Annotated in this window: 17 protein-coding genes; 8 read left to right on the top strand and 9 right to left on the bottom strand. The window is 67.8% G+C overall.

The window, feature by feature from the left end; genetic code table 11:
• Positions 1–3: 3 nt before the first annotated feature.
• The 4 genes from ACVWYS_RS20120 (at position 4) to ACVWYS_RS20105 (ending at position 5,008) form a co-directional block, all read left to right on the top strand.
• Positions 4–1,584: an amino acid permease gene (locus tag ACVWYS_RS20120; RefSeq protein WP_456507966.1), complete on the top strand. Its 1,581-nt coding sequence runs from the start codon at positions 4–6 to the stop codon at positions 1,582–1,584.
• A gap of 202 nt (positions 1,585–1,786) precedes the next feature.
• Positions 1,787–3,103, top strand: coding sequence for an ATP-binding protein (locus ACVWYS_RS20115; protein WP_344367486.1), 1,317 nt, complete (start codon positions 1,787–1,789; stop codon positions 3,101–3,103).
• A gap of 74 nt (positions 3,104–3,177) precedes the next feature.
• Entirely contained in the window at positions 3,178–3,384 is a 207-nt protein-coding gene (locus tag ACVWYS_RS20110) for a hypothetical protein (protein ID WP_344367485.1), read from the top strand.
• A gap of 79 nt (positions 3,385–3,463) precedes the next feature.
• Positions 3,464–5,008, top strand: a complete 1,545-nt coding sequence (locus tag ACVWYS_RS20105; protein WP_344367484.1) for a carboxylesterase/lipase family protein — start codon at positions 3,464–3,466, stop codon at positions 5,006–5,008.
• Here ACVWYS_RS20105 and ACVWYS_RS20100 read toward each other — a convergent pair.
• Both ACVWYS_RS20100 and gluQRS read right to left on the bottom strand, forming a co-directional pair.
• Positions 5,005–5,610 carry an HD domain-containing protein gene (locus tag ACVWYS_RS20100; RefSeq protein WP_344367483.1) on the bottom strand — a complete coding sequence of 202 codons (606 nt, stop codon included), beginning with the start codon at positions 5,608–5,610 and terminating at the stop codon, positions 5,005–5,007. The two genes, ACVWYS_RS20105 and ACVWYS_RS20100, sit on opposite strands and share 4 nt — an antisense overlap.
• 9 nt (positions 5,611–5,619) lie before the next feature.
• On the bottom strand, positions 5,620–6,501 hold the full coding sequence (gluQRS, locus tag ACVWYS_RS20095; RefSeq protein WP_456507965.1) for a tRNA glutamyl-Q(34) synthetase GluQRS: 882 nt from the start codon (positions 6,499–6,501) through the stop codon (positions 5,620–5,622).
• 335 nt (positions 6,502–6,836) lie between these two features.
• Here gluQRS and ACVWYS_RS20090 point away from each other — a divergent pair, with 335 nt between their 5' ends.
• Positions 6,837–7,295, top strand: coding sequence for an Lrp/AsnC family transcriptional regulator (locus ACVWYS_RS20090; RefSeq protein ID WP_175460378.1), 459 nt, complete (start codon positions 6,837–6,839; stop codon positions 7,293–7,295).
• 24 nt (positions 7,296–7,319) lie between these two features.
• Here the strand turns inward: ACVWYS_RS20090 and ACVWYS_RS20085 are convergent, their stop codons facing one another.
• Entirely contained in the window at positions 7,320–7,775 is a 456-nt protein-coding gene (locus ACVWYS_RS20085) for an Lrp/AsnC family transcriptional regulator (RefSeq protein WP_344367481.1), read from the bottom strand.
• Positions 7,776–7,893: 118 nt separating this feature from the next.
• Between ACVWYS_RS20085 and ACVWYS_RS20080 the strand changes: the two genes are divergently transcribed.
• The gene (locus ACVWYS_RS20080) at positions 7,894–8,550 is read left to right on the top strand and encodes a LysE family translocator (RefSeq protein WP_456507964.1); all 657 of its coding nucleotides are present in this window, start codon (positions 7,894–7,896) and stop codon (positions 8,548–8,550) included.
• A 22-nt stretch (positions 8,551–8,572) separates the two neighbouring features.
• Here ACVWYS_RS20080 and ACVWYS_RS20075 read toward each other — a convergent pair whose 3' ends face one another.
• The 6 genes from ACVWYS_RS20075 to ACVWYS_RS20050 all read right to left on the bottom strand — a co-directional run bounded on the left by ACVWYS_RS20075 (position 8,573) and on the right by ACVWYS_RS20050 (position 14,187).
• A complete protein-coding gene (locus ACVWYS_RS20075; RefSeq protein ID WP_116766695.1) occupies positions 8,573–8,929 on the bottom strand; it encodes a nuclear transport factor 2 family protein in 357 nt (118 codons plus the stop codon).
• An 82-nt stretch (positions 8,930–9,011) separates the two neighbouring features.
• Entirely contained in the window at positions 9,012–10,073 is a 1,062-nt protein-coding gene (locus tag ACVWYS_RS20070; protein WP_456507963.1) for a hypothetical protein, read from the bottom strand.
• A gap of 32 nt (positions 10,074–10,105) precedes the next feature.
• Positions 10,106–10,606, bottom strand: coding sequence for a DUF456 domain-containing protein (locus ACVWYS_RS20065; protein ID WP_116766696.1), 501 nt, complete (start codon positions 10,604–10,606; stop codon positions 10,106–10,108).
• Positions 10,607–10,679: 73 nt separating this feature from the next.
• Positions 10,680–11,891 (bottom strand): NAD(P)-dependent malic enzyme, encoded by a 1,212-nt coding sequence (locus ACVWYS_RS20060; protein WP_202615826.1) that lies wholly within the window; start codon positions 11,889–11,891, stop codon positions 10,680–10,682.
• Positions 11,892–12,183: 292 nt separating this feature from the next.
• The gene (locus ACVWYS_RS20055; RefSeq protein ID WP_425547234.1) at positions 12,184–12,741 is read right to left on the bottom strand and encodes a TetR/AcrR family transcriptional regulator; all 558 of its coding nucleotides are present in this window, start codon (positions 12,739–12,741) and stop codon (positions 12,184–12,186) included.
• A gap of 180 nt (positions 12,742–12,921) precedes the next feature.
• Positions 12,922–14,187, bottom strand: coding sequence for an MFS transporter (locus ACVWYS_RS20050; protein WP_456507962.1), 1,266 nt, complete (start codon positions 14,185–14,187; stop codon positions 12,922–12,924).
• 205 nt (positions 14,188–14,392) lie between these two features.
• On the opposite strand from ACVWYS_RS20050, the gene rraA reads away from it, so the two are divergent.
• On the top strand, positions 14,393–14,869 hold the full coding sequence (gene rraA / locus ACVWYS_RS20045; protein ID WP_456507961.1) for a ribonuclease E activity regulator RraA: 477 nt from the start codon (positions 14,393–14,395) through the stop codon (positions 14,867–14,869).
• Positions 14,870–14,972: 103 nt separating this feature from the next.
• Positions 14,973–16,631 (top strand): MDR family MFS transporter, encoded by a 1,659-nt coding sequence (locus ACVWYS_RS20040; protein ID WP_456507960.1) that lies wholly within the window; start codon positions 14,973–14,975, stop codon positions 16,629–16,631.
• The last annotated feature ends 112 nt before the right edge of the window (positions 16,632–16,743 follow it).

Genomic DNA, 16,743 nt, shown 5'->3' with positions numbered 1-16,743 from the left:
CCCATGACTCATCCCGACACTGCCCGCGCCCAAAAACAGCAGGACCAACAGCCCGCCCATCAGCGGCCGGCCGTCACCGACCACACCATTCCGGCGCATGCCCACGCCACCGAGGCCGCGCTCCACGCCGAGGACCAGGGCTACCACAAGAGCCTGAAACCCCGACAGGTCCAGATGATCGCGATCGGCGGCGCCATCGGCACCGGCCTCTTCATGGGCGCCGGAGGCCGTCTCGCCACCGCCGGACCGGCCCTGATCATCAGCTACGCCGTCTGCGGCTTCTTCGCCTTCATGATCCTGCGCGCCCTCGGCGAACTCGTGATGCACCGGCCGTCGTCGGGCTCGTTCGTGTCCTACGCACGCGAATTCTTCGGCGAAAAGGCCGCATTCGTCACCGGCTGGCTGTACTGGCTGAACTGGGCCATGACCGCGATCGTGGACATCACCGCCGTCGCGCTCTACATGAACTTCTTCAAGAAGTACTGGGCCCCCATCGCGGACGTGCCTCAGTGGGCCTGGGCCCTGGCCGCCCTTATCCTGGTCCTGGCCCTGAACCTCATCAGCGTCAAGGTGTTCGGCGAACTCGAATTCTGGTTCGCGCTCATCAAGGTGGTGGCGCTGGTGTCCTTCCTGCTCGTGGGCATCTACTTCGTCATCTTTGGCACGCCCGTCGGCGGCCACGAGGTCGGTTTCAGCCTGATCGCGGACAATGGCGGCCTGTTCCCCAACGGCCTGTTGCCGGCAGTCGTGGTGATGCAGGGCGTCGTGTTCGCCTACGCCTCGATCGAGCTGATCGGCACCGCCGCCGGCGAGACGGAAAACCCGGAGAAGATCATGCCGCGGGCCATCAACACAGTGATCGTGCGCATCGCGGTGTTCTACGTCGGCTCGCTCGTCCTTCTCTCGCTGCTGCTGCCCTACAGCTCCTATAAGGCCGGCGAGAGCCCGTTCGTGACCTTCTTCGGCTCCATCGGCGTCGACGGCGTGGACGCCATCATGAACCTGGTGGTCCTCACCGCCGCGCTGTCCTCGCTCAACGCCGGCCTCTACTCCACCGGCCGGATCATGCGCTCCATGTCCGTCTCCGGGTCCGCGCCGAAGTTCGCCGCCCGCATGAACAAGGCCGGCGTCCCCTACGGAGGCATCGCCCTGACCGCCGGTGTGGCCGTCCTGGGCGTCGTCCTGAACGCCGTGGTCCCCGCCGAGGCCTTCGAGATCGTCCTGAACGTCGCGTCGCTGGGCATCATCAGCACGTGGGCCATGATCGTGTTGTGCCAGATGCAGCTGGCCCGGCTCGCGGCCCGCGGGGAACTACTCCGGCCTTCCTTCCGGATGCCCGGCGCCCCCGTCACAGGCTGGATCACCCTGGCCTTCCTCCTGGCAGTGCTGGTCCTCATGGCGTTCGACTCTCCGGTGGGAACGTGGACCATCGCGTCCCTCGCCGTCATCATCCCGCTCCTGATGCTCGGCTGGCGCCTCTGCCGGCACCGCATCATGGAAATCGCCGCCGTCCGCGACGGCTTCACCGGCCCGTACCCGCTCGTGGCCAACCGGCCTGGCCCGGGGGCCCCGGGCGGCAACTAGCACCTCGCCCGCCTGCCCAACTGGCTCGCAGTTGCGGTCGTTTTGAGCGCTCAAAACGGCCACAACTGCGAGCTAGTTGGGCGGGGTGTCGGCGTAATGCAACGCCCCCGCAACCTCTGATCGAGGCGGTTCGCATATGCTCAGCAGACCAGCTCACACTGGCGCCCACCGGCTCAGCGACGAACCATCCGGGAGACACTTCATGACCAACTGGCGGATCAGGGACTTCCACTCGGCAGATCTTGACGGCATCCTGCACCTTTGGGAATCCCTCAAGGAATCGAATGTGGAGCCCGTCTACGCGCTCTCCGAGGTCCTGGCCTCGTGCGAAAAGGACCATGCCGTCGTGGCGGTGCAGGGCGAGCAGGTGGTGGGCGCCGCCGTCGGACGTGCCGCCCATGACCAGGGCTGGATCGTTTTCCTGGCGACGCTGCCCGAGTTCCGGGGCCGCGGGATCGGGACCTCGCTGCTGGCCTCCGTCGAGAACCGGATGGCCCCGCACGGGCTGAACAAGCTCTCCGCGCTGATGCCGGAATCTGAAACCCGGGTGGAGGCGTTCCTGGGCCGCGGCTTCGTGCTGAAGAAGAACCTGCGCTACTTTGAGCGGAAGATCCCGGTCCAGCGCCAGGAGCTGGAACCCCTCAGCCAGCTTGGCGGCCGCATCCTGGCCCGCGACCTGTGGGAGAACGTGGCCGGCATGCGCCGCGAAAAGGAACTGCTGGAACGCCGGCTGGTGCTGCCCCTCGCCGAGGCCGACCTCGCCGACGAATACGGCGTGGTTCCCCCGCGCGCCGTCGTCCTCTTTGGTCCGCCCGGCACCGGCAAGACGACGTTCGCCAAGGCGATCGCGTCCCGGCTCGAGTGGCCCTTCGTGGAGGTCTTCCCCTCCCGGCTGGCCGCCGATCCGCAGGGCTTGGCCGGGGCGCTGCGCGAAACATTCCTGGAGATCGCCGAACTCGAGCACGCGGTGGTCTTCATCGACGAGGTCGAGGAAATCGCCTCGCAGCGCTCGGGCGAGCCGCCCTCCCCCCTGCAGGGCGTGACCAACGAACTCCTCAAGATCATCCCCGCCTTCCGCGAACAGCCCGGCCGCATCCTGGTCTGCGCCACCAACTTCATCCGCGCCCTGGATTCGGCATTCCTGCGGCACGGCCGGTTCGATTACGTCATCCCGATCGGCCTGCCGGACCGGCAGGCCCGCGAGGCGATGTGGCAGCGCTTCATCCCCGCCGCCGTGGTGGACGACGTCGACGTCGAGCTCCTGGTGGACCGCACCGAGGGCTTCTCCCCCGCGGACATCGAGTACGCGGCCCGCAGCGCCTCCCAGCGGGCGCTGGAAAAAGCGGTGTACGACGACGGCGGCGCGGCGTCCGGGGGCGATCCCGCCTCCCGTGCGGCTGTCCGCAAGGGCCCCTCCACCCAGGACTATCTCGATGCCATCCGGGACACCCGGACGACGGTCAGCGACGAGGTGCACCAGGACTTCCTCGAGGACATCGACGCCTTGGGCCGGGTGTAGCCAAAGCAACGGGGGCTGGCCGACGTCGTCATCGTCGTCACCTTCCTGAAGTTCGGCAGGGCGGAACTGCCCGCATGGGTGACGCGCGCGCCGGACTCCGCGGACAGTCCCTGCTGATCGGCACCGCCAAGTGGATCGGCACGCTGGCCCCCACGGTGGCGTTCGGCTGGCTGGGGAATTCGCCGCTGATTCTGGGCCTCGGCGGACTCTGCAGCGTCTTCGATCTGGCGTACATCGCGCTGCTTTGGCGGGCCCGACGCCCTTTGATGCCGGCAGTTTGATGCCCGCAGGGACACAGCTGTCCGGCCGGTGACCTTCGGCCCCTTCCGGTGCGCCCCGGGACCTGCCAGAGTGGCGGTTATGGCCATGGACGCTGTCGTCACCACCCACAACGGCTCGCTGCGGGGCGCGGAGACCGACGGCGTCGCGTCCTTCTTGGGCGTCCCCTACGCGGCGCCGCCGTCCGGGGCGAACCGGCTCCGGCCGCCGCAACCGGTTGAGCCGTGGACCGGCGTGCGGGATGCCACGCACTTCGGGGCGTCGCCTCCCCAGGTTGCTCCGCCCTTGGGTGCGGGTACCGACTGGGACACTGGGCTGACCGGGGAGGACTGCCTGAACCTCAACATCTGGACCCCCGCTAAGAGGGCGGCCGCTGGGACGTCAAGCGCAGGGGCGGCCGGACTCCCGGTGATGGTTTGGATCCAGGGCGGCGCCTTCGAGGTCGGCTCGACGGCGGCGTACGACGGCCGGAACTTCGCCCGGGACGGCGTCGTGTGCGTCGTGATCAACTGGCGGGTGGGCGCCGACGGCTTTCTCTGCCTCGGCGACGGGCACACCAACGTAGGTCTGCTTGATCAGGTCGCGGCCCTGGAGTGGGTCCGGGACAACATCGCTGACTTCGGCGGCGACCCGGGAAACGTCACCGTCTTTGGTGAGTCCGCCGGCGCGATGAGCATCGGCATCCTGCTGTCCATGCCCCGGGCCGATGGTTTGTTCCGGCGGGCCATCCTGCAGAGCGGGGCGGCCCACCACGTGATCCCCGAACCGGCCGCGGAACGGATCGGCCGGTCCCTTGCCGTGAAGCTGGGCGTTTCGCAGACACGCGAGGCCATGGCGGCGGTTCCGGTCGAGCGGTTCCTCGCGGCGCAGGCGGAGCTGAAGGTCGAGCTGCTGGTGCATCCGGATCCGGAGCGCTGGGGCCACGACGTCGTGGCGAGCCTGATGCCCTGGCAGCCGGTGATCGACGGCGAGGTCATTCCGCGCCGTCCGATCGACCGGATCGCCGCCGGGGCCAGCGCGCACGTCGACGTGATCGTCGGCACCAACACCGAGGACTGGAAACTGTTCCTGGCCATCACCGGCGTGCTCGGCAGGGTTACGGAAGAGAGCCTGAGCGGCACGGACAGCATTGAGGGCTTCCCGCCGCCTGCCGCCTACGGCCTCCCGGTCCAGGCTGGGCTCGAATCGTACCGGGCCCACTACCCCGATGCCGGCCCCGGCGACCTTCTTGCCGCCGTGCAGACTGACTGGTGGGTGCGGATCCCGGCCATCCGCCTGGCCGAGGCCCACGCCGAGGCGGCGCAGGGTACCGGCGCGGGCACCTACATGTACGAGTTCGCGTGGGCAGCACCGGGCCTCGGTGCGGTCCACGCGTTGGAAGTGCCGTTCGTCTTTGACAACCTGGACACGACGGCCCGGCTGTTCGGGCCGCTTCTGGGCGACAACCCGCCGCAGGCATTGGCCGATTCCCTGCACGCCGCTTGGGTGTCCTTCGCCGCCACCGGGGACCCCGGCTGGCCGGGGTATGAACCCGCCCGCAGGGCCACCATGCGCTTCGACGTCGCCCCGGGTGTGGTGAACGACCCCCGGTCCTGGGAACGCTCGCTGTGGGAGGGAATCCGCTAGACGACGGCGTCCGGGTTGTCGTAGGCCAGGTTCTCGTAGTCGGTGTCGTCCGCCTCGTCGAGCATGTCGTCCAGTTCCTGGAGCAGCCACGGGTTGATCCGGGCCAGGATCTTGCGGGTCTCCTCCACGGGGACCGCGGCGTAGAGCACCGGGCGGGCCTCGTCGTAGCGGGTGACCGGCGGCTTGTCCGGCCACTTCTCCGCTAGCGCCTTGACGCGTTCGGGCAGCGAATTGTGCGCGTTGTCGGCAATCTTGACCAGGGTGGCGTCGTGGTCTTCGGCGATGTAGCGGATGCCCGCCTGGTAGTCGTCGGGGTTCTCGTGCAAGCGCTTCGTGACGCGTTCAATGATGTCGGCGGCCCGCTCGGAAACCCCCATGTCCAAGAGGGCCTGCCGGGTCATCGGAGTGTCCTCGGCAATGTCGTGGAGGTATCCGGCGATCTGGATGTCGTCGTCGAAGTCCACCAGCGCATCCCCGACGGCGAGCACGTGCTCGCGGTACGGCCGCTTGAGCTTGTCCTTCTGGCGGTTGTGGGCCACCTCGGCCAGGACTTTGGCTGTCTCAACGGTGAAGCGGGGCTGGGAGTGTGCGGGCTCGGTCATGGATCCAGCCTACGCGCCGGGCCACACCCAGGGCTCCCGTGGCAGCGCGGCCGGGTCGAATACGGCCAGGGCATCGGCAAGGGGGCCGGAGGGAAGCCCGAGCGACGCCAGCAGAGTGTCCCGGACCTCGTCGGCGCCCACGCCGGCCCGTGCCAGGTCCGCGAGCGTAACGGCGCCGTCGCGCTTGGCCAGCCGAGCGCCGTCGGAGTTCAGCACCAGCGGAACATGCGCATATTCCGGAACGGGCATATTTAGCAGGGACGCCAGGTAGGCCTGGCGCGGCGTGGAGGGAAGTAGGTCGTCCCCGCGGACCACCTGATCGATGCCCTGCACGGCATCATCCACCACCACGGCGAGGTTGTAGGCGGTCACGCCGTCGTTGCGCCGGAGCACGAAGTCGTCGACCACCCCCGTGTAGTCGCCGTGGAGCACGTCCCGCACCGTCGTCTCGGCCACGGCGGCACGGAGCCGGACCGCCGCCGGCCGGGCCGCCCGCCTGGCGTCGCGCTCCGCGTCGTTCAGGTTCCGGCAGGTCCCCGGGTAGGCGCCCAGCGGGGCGTGCGGCGCGGACGGGGCCTCCTGGATTTCGCGGCGCGTGCAGAAGCACTCGTAGGTCAGCCCGGCTGCCGTCAGCTGCGCGATCGCCTCGGCATACAGGTGCTCACGGTCCGTCTGGCGCACGATGCCGCCGTCCCAGGTCACGCCGATCGCCGCAAGATCGCGGAGCTGCTCCGCCTCGGCACCGGCCCGGGCCCGGTCCAGGTCCTCCACCCGCATCAGGAAGCGCCGCCCCGTGGACCGGGCAAAGAGCCACGCCAGGATGGCCGTCCGGAGGTTGCCGACGTGAAGTTCTCCGGAGGGACTGGGGGCGAAGCGGCCGGCAGAGGTCATGGGTCCAGCCTATGCCGGGCAGAACAAGAGCCCCTCAGCTACCGATGACTTCGGGACGTCCGACGTCGGTAGCTCAGGGGCTCTTGCCGTGTTGTGGTGCTGTGCGGAATGACGATGCGTGAACAAGAGTCAGTCAGCGGCAGGTTCCTTGCGGGATCCTCATCCAGGGTCCGGGTGGTGTGCCGGGGTTTCTGTAGCCTTCGGGACCGTGGCGGTGGCCGCGTCCCTTTGTTGTCACCATTTGAGCAGAAGACCTACAGTTGGCGCAACGGACCGGGCCCGGAGTAGTCAGTCTGATCAACTACAGCCGGAAGAGTGAACAGGAAGTGGTCATTTTGCAGGAGCTCGACGCGACCGACCGGCGGATCCTCGCCGCGCTGGACGACGATCCCCGCGTGCCGGTCATGCTGCTGGCGCAAAAGCTGGGCCTGGCCCGGGGCACTGTGCAGTCCCGCCTGGAGCGGATGTCGGCGTCGGGCGCGCTCCGGCCGAACAGCAGCCGGGTCCTGCCGTCCGCCTTGGGTCGCGGCGTGGCGGCTGCGGTGAGCGCGGAACTGGACCAGAGCCACCTCAACGAGGCGATCGCAGCCCTGCGCAACATCCCCGAGGTGCTCGAATGCCATGCCCCGGCCGGGGACACCGACCTCCTGATCCGGGTGGTGGCCAAGAGCCCGGACGACCTCTACCGCGTGTCCGAGGAAATCCGGCTGTGTCCCGGCATCGTCCGGACCTCGACGAGCATGTTCCTTCGCGAGGTCATCCCCTACCGGACCACGGGACTCCTGGGCGCCTGAGCCCGGCAGCCCCGAAGTCGCCGTTCAGACCGGCGGCCCGGCGTTCGACTTCAGGTTCTTCATGACCAGCGTGGACGTCAGGCGTTCGACGCCGGGAAGGGAGGTCAGCTCGCTGTCGTAGAAGCGCTGGTAGGACGGAAGATCCTCTGCGATGACCTTGAGCAGATAGTCCGGCGAGCCGAAGAGCCGCTGGGCTTCGACGATGTTGGGGTTGTCCGCTACCCGGTTCTCGAAGATCTCCATCGTCGATCGGTCCACCTGGCGCAACGTCACGAAAACGATCGCCTCGAAGCCGAGCCCGACGGCGGCCGGATCGATGTCCGCCCGGTAGCCCCGGATGATCCCCGCGGCCTCCAGATCCCGCAGCCGGCGATGACACGGGGCCACGGTCAGCCCGACCTTCGAGGCCAGCGCCGTGGCAGTCATTCGTCCGTCCGTTTGGAGGTGACGCAAAATACTTCTGTCAATATTGTCAATCACGCAAGAATCTTACCGTGATGGGGCGATTCGTCGGTAAATAGGCGAACACTTCCGGGCCGGATTTGCCTAGAGTTTTCCTTGTACCTGCTACGAGGTACTGCATCCCCTGGAGTCTGCCGTGAACCCCCAGCTTTTCCTCGCCTTCCTGGTTGTCGCCGTCGCCCTGGCCTGCACCCCCGGTGTCGACTGGGCGTACTCGATTGCCGCGGGGCTGAGGCAGCGCAGCTTCGCTCCCGCCGTCGCCGGACTGTGCGGCGGCTACGCCCTGCACACCGTGCTCCTGGTGCTGGGACTGGCGGCACTGCTGGCCGGAATGCCCGGCGTGCTCGGCTGGCTGACGGCGGCGGGCGCCCTCTACCTGCTGTGGCTGGGCTACAGCACCCTGCGGTCCTGGCGCGGCGCCACCTTCAGCACGGACGCTCGCCCGGCGGCGGCCCCTGCGAGCCAGTTCCGGATCTTCCTCCAGGGCATCGGCATCAGCGGGATCAACCCCAAGGGCCTGCTGTTCTTTGTTGCTTTGGTGCCGCAATTCGTCAGCCCGGACGCCTCGCTGCCGGTTCCCGTCCAGTCGGGGCTGCTCGGCCTCACGTTCGTGCTGCTCGTGGGCGTCATCTACAGCTGCGTGGCCCTTCTGGCCCGGAAACTGCTGCACGCTCGGCCGGGCGCCGCCCGTCAGGTGACGCTGGCCAGCGGGATCATCATGCTGATCCTGGGCGCCATGCTGCTCGCTGAACAAATCGTGCCCGCCGTCAGCGCGGCGATGACCCGCGCCTGAGCCGGCGAATCCATGGCAGAGGCTATTTGCGCTGCATGTACCACTCGGTGAAGGACGACGCGCGGCCGTCCGCGGTGAGCTGGATGATCCACAGGTTGTCATAACTTCGGCTGTTGCCGCGGTAGGTGGTCAGGCCCTGTACGAATGCCCGGCCGCCGTCGACCCCAAGCAGCTTCCACTCGAACGTCCAGTCATCCGGCTCGTCGCGCCCGGCGAGCCAGTGCTCCACGATATCTTCGCGGCCCCGCCACGGTTCTGGCTCTTGGGGGCTTGTGGCATAGATGGCGTCCTCGGTGAACAGCGCCCGGATGTCCTCCGGGTCGTTCGTCGTCCACGCCGTGATGTAGTGCTGCATCCAGCGCGCCACGGCATCTCTCATGCCTCGTTTGTACTACCCGCCACGGAGGCCCGCAAGGGTAGTGGCTACGTGGATTTGGCCACCAGGTGGGCACGGTGATCTGTCAGCCGTCGCTAGCGCTGCCGTATTCGCGGTCCCAGAGTTCGTGCAGTTCCGCGTCCTTGCGGACGACCTCCACATGTTCCACCTCTGTCGATTTCCGGCGTTGCCATTCGCGGCCGCCGAACGTCTTGCGGCCCGCCTCGAGGATAAGCAAGGCCTGGTCCGTCAGCGCGTCGCTGCGCAGGGCCAGGTGCGTCTTCCGGCGCCGCAGGACCTCCTGAAGGGCGGAACGGGACGCGCCGTAGGCTCCGAGCCTGCGAAGGCACCGGGCACGCACCAGCAACAGGGCGGCGGCCAGATCGTCCGCGTTCAGCAGCCCCTCGGTGTCTGCCACCACGTCGACGTCGTGTCCCAGCTCTGCCGCAAGGGAACACCGGGCCAGAGCCAGAGGCAACGACGGCGGCAGACCGGCCAGCGCCGCCAGGGCCTCCTCCGTCTGGCCGGTCTCGCGCAGGGAATGCGACAGGGCCAGAACCACGGCCTCCTCGCTGAAGAGCACGGGAACTTCGATCCGCTCGGCCACCTCTACCCTGGTGACCACACCCGCCAGGTACACGGCGGCGTAGCGGTTGGCGTCGGCGTCGTTCCGGAGGCTCAGTCCATGCCTTAAGAGCTCGGAGGCGCGAAGATGCCCGCCGTGTGAGTACGCCAGCAGCCCGGCCATGAGATAGCAAAGTCCGGACCAACCGGGATAGGTGCGGGCCAGGGCAATCAGCCCGTCCGGCTCGGTGCTGCCGAAGACGGCGGCGTGTACGGCTTTCGTCGTCTTGCCCGGCATCCGGCCGGACATTCTGCCCAGGCGGGGCACCCCGCCCTCGGCGGCCAGCGTCCCCGGGACCCGGCCCGCCATGAGTCCGGTCACCACACCGCCCACGTTGCCGGCCAGGCCGCGGACGGGCGTCCGGACCACGGCTTTGCGGAAGGGGGTCAGATCGCGGGTTTCGGTATACGGCCTGCCCTGCCCCCGGGACCCGCCGGCGGGGATGGGACCCGTGCCGATCGGGCCCGTGGGGCTGGGAACACTGGGCTTCAGGTGGGCGGATTCGCCAGATGTGGCGCTCATTCCCTCATGGTAGTAGGACCGGCCGGCCCCTGCTAGGCGGCCGCGGCCACCCAGAGGCCGATCACCCAGGTGCTCGCGGAAAGGCACGCGAGGCCGAACTCCACGATCATGCCAAGGCCAGTGGCCTTCAGCGCCGCCCAGCTCGAGGCCACTGCGGTGCTGAACACCCGCGTACGCTGCAGCTCGCTGAGCAGAAGCCCGGCGGCGAAGCCCACGAACAGCCCGACGACGGGAATGATGAACATGCCGGCGACGCCCAGCACCAGCCCCACCACCACGGAACGGCTCGGGATGCTGTGCTGCTTGAGTTTCCGGCCGGTCAGCACCGTGCTGGCGGCCATGCCGGCCAGGACGAAGGCCAGGCCGATCCCGAAAACCACCCAGCCCGTGGTTCCGGCGCCGCCCCACAACGCCCAGGCGAACAGGCTCAGCCCGATCAGGATGCTGCCGGGCAGCACGGGGATGATGGTTCCGGCCACGCCCACCAGGATGGCGAGGCCGCACAGCACGGTCACGGCACTCTCGGGGTTCATGGCCCCAGTCTAGAACGGCGACGGCGGCGCTCCCCCCAAGGAAGCGCCGCCGTCGTCGTTTGGTCAGCTGTGGCTACTCGGCTTCGACCGCCGCGGCGACTGCTGCGGAGACCGCCGGGGCAACCCTGGGGTCAAGCGGGCTGGGCACGATGTAGTCGGCGGACAGGTCGTCCTCGGCGAGTTCGGCGATGGCGCGGGCCGCGGCGAGCTTCATGGCCGGGGTGATCCGGCGGGCGCCGGCGTCCAGGGCTCCGCGGAAGATGCCGGGGAAGGCCAGGACGTTGTTGATCTGGTTCGGGAAGTCGCTGCGTCCGGTAGCCACGACGGCCGCGTACTTGCTAGCGACCTCCGGCAGAACTTCCGGGTCCGGGTTGGACAGGGCGAACACGATCGAGCTGTGGTTCATCAGCTTCAGGTGCTCCTCGTCCAGCTTCGAGGAAGAGACGCCGACGAACACGTCGGCGCCAAGCAGCGCCTCGCCGGGGCCGCCGGTCACGCCGCGCGGGTTGCTGCGGGCGGCGAGCTCGGCCTTTTTGCTGGCCGGATCCGCGGCGATGTCCGCGCGGTCCTTGCTGATCGCACCGCGGGAGTCCAGGAGGACGACGTCGCCGACCCCGGCCGTCAGCAGGATTTCGGCGACGGCGATGCCGGCGGCTCCGGCGCCGGAGACCACCACGCGCAGGCTCTCGAGCGTCCGGCCGGTCACCTTGGCGGCGTTGGTCAGGGCGGCGAGGACCACGACGGCGGTGCCGTGCTGGTCATCGTGCATGACCGGGCAGTCCAGCGCCTCGATGAGCTTTTCTTCGAGTTCGAAGCAGCGGGGCGCGGCGACGTCCTCGAGGTTGACGGCGCCAAAGCTCGGGCGCAGCCGGACGAGCGTCTCGACAATTTCGTCGACGTCGGTGGTGTTCAGGACCAGCGGGATGGAGTCGAGCTCTCCGAAGGCCTTGAAGAGCGCGGACTTGCCCTCCATCACGGGCAGCGAGGCGCTGGCCCCGATGTTGCCCAGGCCCAGCACGGCCGTGCCGTCGCTGACGACGACCACGAGGCGCTGGGCCCACGTGAGCGTCTTGGCGAGCTCCGGGTTGGCGTGGATGGCGCGGCTGACCTGGGCGACGCCGGGCGTGTAGGCGATGGAGAGGTCGCGCTTGCTGGCAAGCGGGACAGTGCTGGAAATCGACAGCTTGCCGCCCTGGTGGGATGCGAAGATTTCCTCGTCGCTGAGCGCGGCAACTGTCTCGGCCGGGGAAGCGGAATCGGCGGGAATGATCGTTTCAGTGGACACGTCGTTGTCTCCTGGGAATCACCGTGGGCGCACGGCACATGGAAGCTTGAGCACGTCAGATGCTCAAGTTGGTCTGTCGGGGGCGTCGGCGGCAACCAGAGGTGGCGGTCGCCGGTGGAACCCCCGGAGTTGCTGGCGTCAGCGTTCTCCGGTCTAGCCATGGTAAACAACGCGCCCTGGCGATGAGGCGGCACTGCAGTCATTCCGCGCAACGGTGAAACGTTTGACCATCGCCTTATGTGACTTAGATCACACTCACGGTGCAGTTTGTAGCTCTACCGGTCTAGACCAGTTACGCGGCCTGTCGTGCCCCCTGCAGAAGCGAGCAGGCCTTCTTGAGGTCCTCTTCGGCTTCGAAGAGGGACAGCCGGCGGCAGCGGACGGCCTGGACCAGCCCGGTGACCGTCAGCAACAGGACCCTGGCGACGGCGGCGTCGCCGCACGCGGCCGTCACGGCCTTCTCGGCTGTCGCATCGATCTCACGGAGCAGCCGCGTGGTGTCCGTGTCCTTGACGTATACCGCCCGGTTGAGGCACTGCTCCACGGCAGGCTGCATAAGGCGCATGTGGAAGATCTCCATCACTACCCCCACAAGCGCCTGGGCCGCAGCTTTTCCCGCCGCCGGCGAGCTCCCCGCGAGGAGTTCGCCCAGCTGCTTGCGGTACAGCGCCAGGACCAGCTGGGTGGCCGAGGGGAAGTAGCGGTACAGCGTCCCCAGGGGAACATCCGCCTTGGCCGCCACCTCGGAAAGGACTACGGAGTCCAGGCCCTTGCGGGCAAACCCTGCGGCAACGTCCAGGATCCGCACGTAGCGGAGCCGTTGCCGGGGCAGAGTGGGGGGAGGGGCCATCGGTGGAAGATCTGAGTGAAAGTCAGGCATCAGCAGCGTTCCGGGGGTCGTTTTTCTCGGCAGCCGGGAGCTATCCCCCACAGCGCTGCCGCGGCAATTGCCGTCCACTATACGCCACGAAACCGGGCGTCCGGCGAGTCAGCCGGGGCCGCAGGAGCCCCGGAAGGGGACGAGCCCGGCTCAGTCCACGCCCTTGATCTTCACCACGAACACGGCGCCCAGAAGTCCGATTACGGCGGCCGCGACATACAGCGAGACATAGCCGCCCCAGAGAGCCACAAACGGAAATGCGATGAGCGGGGCGATCACTTGGGGCAGCGAGTTGGCGATGTTAATGACGCCGAGATCCTTGCCCCGGTCCAGTGCCGTGGGAAGCACCTGGGTGATGAGCGCGAAGTCCACCGCCAAGTAGCAGCCGAAGCCGATACCCAGCACCGAGGCGCCGATCAGCGCGCCCGGCCACGTGGGCGCGAACGCAAGGATGAGGGAGGCCGCGGCGATCACGGCTGACGAGATGATGACCAGCGGTTTCCGGCGCCCCAGGCGATCGCTCAGCCGGCCGCCCACCACGCTGGTGGCGATCACCATGACCGCGTAGAGGCCGGTCAGGATCAGGACACCAAACTCGGGCTCGATGCCCTGGGTTTCACGGACGCGGACGGCGTCATTGAGGAAGAACAACAGATAGAGGGTGACCATGTGGTTGCCGATGTTCACCAGCAGCCGCGTCAGCCAGGCCCAGGCGAAATCCGGGTGGCGGGCCGGGGAAATCCAAAAGCCCCGCACAAACCCGGCCAGGCTGAACGGCGGCCGGACCTGCGCAGGCAGCGGGACGTCGTCGTTCTTGAAGTAATAAAGCACGACGCCGGCAAGCAGCGCCAGCGCGCAGACGAGGTACCCCGCGGCGAAGTTTCCGGTGACGGCGGCGGCGATCACTGCCCCGGCCAGGATCCCGACTGTCTGCCCCATGGCAGCCAGTCCGCCCACCGTGCCGCGCTGCGGGACGGGCACCCGGTCCGGGATAGCCGCGGTGATGGCCGCGTAGGCGCCGTTGCAGCCGGCCTGGACGAGGCACCAGAGCAGCGTCATGACGGCGACATTAGGGGCGCCCGCCAGCGCGATCAGTGCCGCGGCGCCCAGGATGGCGCCGAAAATCACCCACGGCACCCGGCGGCCCCGGCGCGCGGTGGTGCGGTCGCTGAAGGCGCCCACGAGAGGGTTGGCGACGAGCGAGACGGCGGCCCCTGCGCCTGTTACGAGGGCGAGGATGGCTTCCTTGTCCGGTTCGCTGAAGGCTGCCGCCTGCTGGCCGAGGAGCACCTGGATCGGGCCGAAGAATGCCGCGTTGATGCCGACGTTGACCAGTACCACCCCTGCGGTCCAGACGGGCCGGACGCGGTGCTCTGGCTCGGCGAGCGCCGGCGCGGTGGTATCGGACATGCTCATGGCTCCCCCTGGAACTGATGATCAGGCATATGTATCAGTGCGGAGCCAGACTATCGCGGCAGCGTTGCGCGGCGGAGTTGCGCGGCGGAACCGCGCAGCAGAGTTGCCCGGCGGACTGTCCGCGGTGGCACGGGAACCGGGCATGTGCGAGTCTCGGGGATGACACCCGCAGCCAACACGTGCTGCCGACACCGAAGGAGTGACCGTGAACGCTTCCGCCGTCAATACCGCAGACCTTTACGATGAGCGCGGCGAGGAGCTCGACTCCGTGTCCGCGCAGTTCCAGTCCCTGGGCGGCCGCACGCACTTCAGCGGACCGGTCCGGACCATCCGGTGCTTCGAGGACAACGCGCTGGTCAAGTCCCTGCTGGCCACTCCCGGAAGCGGCTCCGTCCTGGTGGTCGACGGCGCCGGGTCTCTCCGCACCGCACTGATGGGGGACATGATCGCGGCGAGCGCCGTCGCTAACGGCTGGGCCGGCGTCGTCATCAATGGGGCCATCCGGGACCGGCTCGCCATCGCCGGGCTGCCGCTCGGCGTGAAGGCGCTCGGCAGCAACCCGCGCAAGAGCGCCAAAGAAGGCGCCGGGGAAGTGGATGTTCCGCTGGAGATCGGCGGCGTGACCATCCGGCCCGGCGCGATGATCTGGTGCGATCCGGACGGAATTCTGGTGGAACGCTAAGGACTTTCTTCTTCGGACGGTAGTAGCGGGAACAAATCTGCCAGTAACATAGTTACTGAAAGCAACTATCAGCTTGATCCCCACACTTCCCCTTGGAGCAGTCATGTCCAAAACCACCTCCGTGCGCGCCGCAGGAGAGGTCCTGACCCACCGTCAGACCATCACCGTCATGGTGGGACTCATGCTCGGCATGTTCCTGTCCTCGCTGGACCAGACGATCGTGTCCACCTCGATCTACACGATCGCAAACGACCTCGACGGCCTGTCCCTGCAGGCCTGGGCCACTACCGCCTACCTCATCACCTCCACGGTGAGCACGCCGCTCTACGGCAAGCTCAGCGACATCTTCGGACGCCGCCCGCTGTACCTCATCGCCATCCTGATCTTCCTCGCCGGCTCGCTCTATGCCGGATCGGTCCACTCCATGACCGAACTCGCGATCGCCCGCGGCATCCAGGGCATGGGCGCCGGCGGCCTTCTGGCCCTCGCCCTGACCATCATCGGCGACATCGTGGCGCTCAAGGACCGCGCCAAGTACCAGGGCTACTTCATGTCCGTCTTCGGCGTCTCCTCCGTCCTGGGCCCGGTGATCGGCGGCGCCTTCGCAGGCACCGAGACCATCCTTGGAATCGACGGCTGGCGCTGGGTGTTCCTCATCAACCTGCCGATCGGCATCGCCGCGCTCACGGTGGTGTTCATGTACCTGCACCTCCCCGCCAAGCATGTGAAGCAGAAGATCGATTACTGGGGCGCCGCCGCCATCACCCTGGCGATCGTCCCGCTCCTCCTCGTCGCCGAGCAGGGCCGCACGTGGGGCTGGAGCTCCACCAACTCCTTCCTCTGCTACGGACTGGGTGTTGTGGGCATCATTGCGTTCCTGCTGGCCGAAAAGCACGCCGCTGACTACGCGCTCATCCCGCTGCGGCTGTTCCAGAACATCACCTTCGGCCTGTCCTCGCTGCTGAACTTCATCATCGGCATCGGCATGTTCGGTGCCATCGCGATGCTTCCGATGTACCTGCAGCTGGTCAAGGGCCTGACTCCCACCGAGGCCGGCCTCATGATGATCACCTTCACCGTGGGCATCCTCACCGGCTCCATCACGGCCGGCCGGACCATCTCGGCATCGGGCACCTACCGGATCTTCCCGATCCTGGGCACCGCCGTCCTGACCGGCGCCGCCGTCGTCATGGGCCTCTCCCTCGGCGTCGACACGCCGCTGTGGGTCCCGGGCTTCATCGCCGTGTTCTTCGGCCTGGGACTGGGCTTCTGCATGCAGCCCCTGACGCTGGCCATGCAGGTCTCCGTTCCGTCGAAGGACATGGGTGTGGGCACCTCCGCCGCCGCGTTCTTCCGGTCCATGGGCGGCGCGGTTGGAACGGCCGTGTTCATCTCCATGCTCTTCAGCCTCGCCGCCGACAAGATCGCCACCGGCATGAAGGACGCCGTGCAGGACCCTGAATACCTCAAGGTGCTGAAGGATCCGGCCGTGGCTGCGGACCCCGCCAACGCGAAGCTGTACGACTTCTTCAAGAACGGCGCCAGCAATGACTCGCTGAATGACACCAGCTGGCTGCACACGGCCAATTCGACGTTGACCCGGCCCATCACGGAGGGCTTCGCGCAGTCGATTGACGCCGTCATGCTCACGGCCGCTGTCCTCACCGGCATCGCCTTCCTGATCACCTTCGCCCTGCCGAACAAGAAACTCACGGACCCGAAGACGGTATCCAGGGAGAGCGCCGCGGCCGCCGCCCACTAGGGCTTCAATGCAGCAATGCGTCACGGCAGGCAGTCGTTTGGACTGCCTGCCGTCGCTGTTTCCCCGGAATGTAAGCTTGCTCTCATTTTCCGGCCTTGTGACAGGCACCGCA

The sequence above is a fragment of the Arthrobacter sp. TE12231 genome, assembly GCF_054062895.1.
The sequence above is the reverse complement of the archived record's forward strand: the minus strand, read 5'-3'. Positions and strand labels throughout refer to the sequence as shown.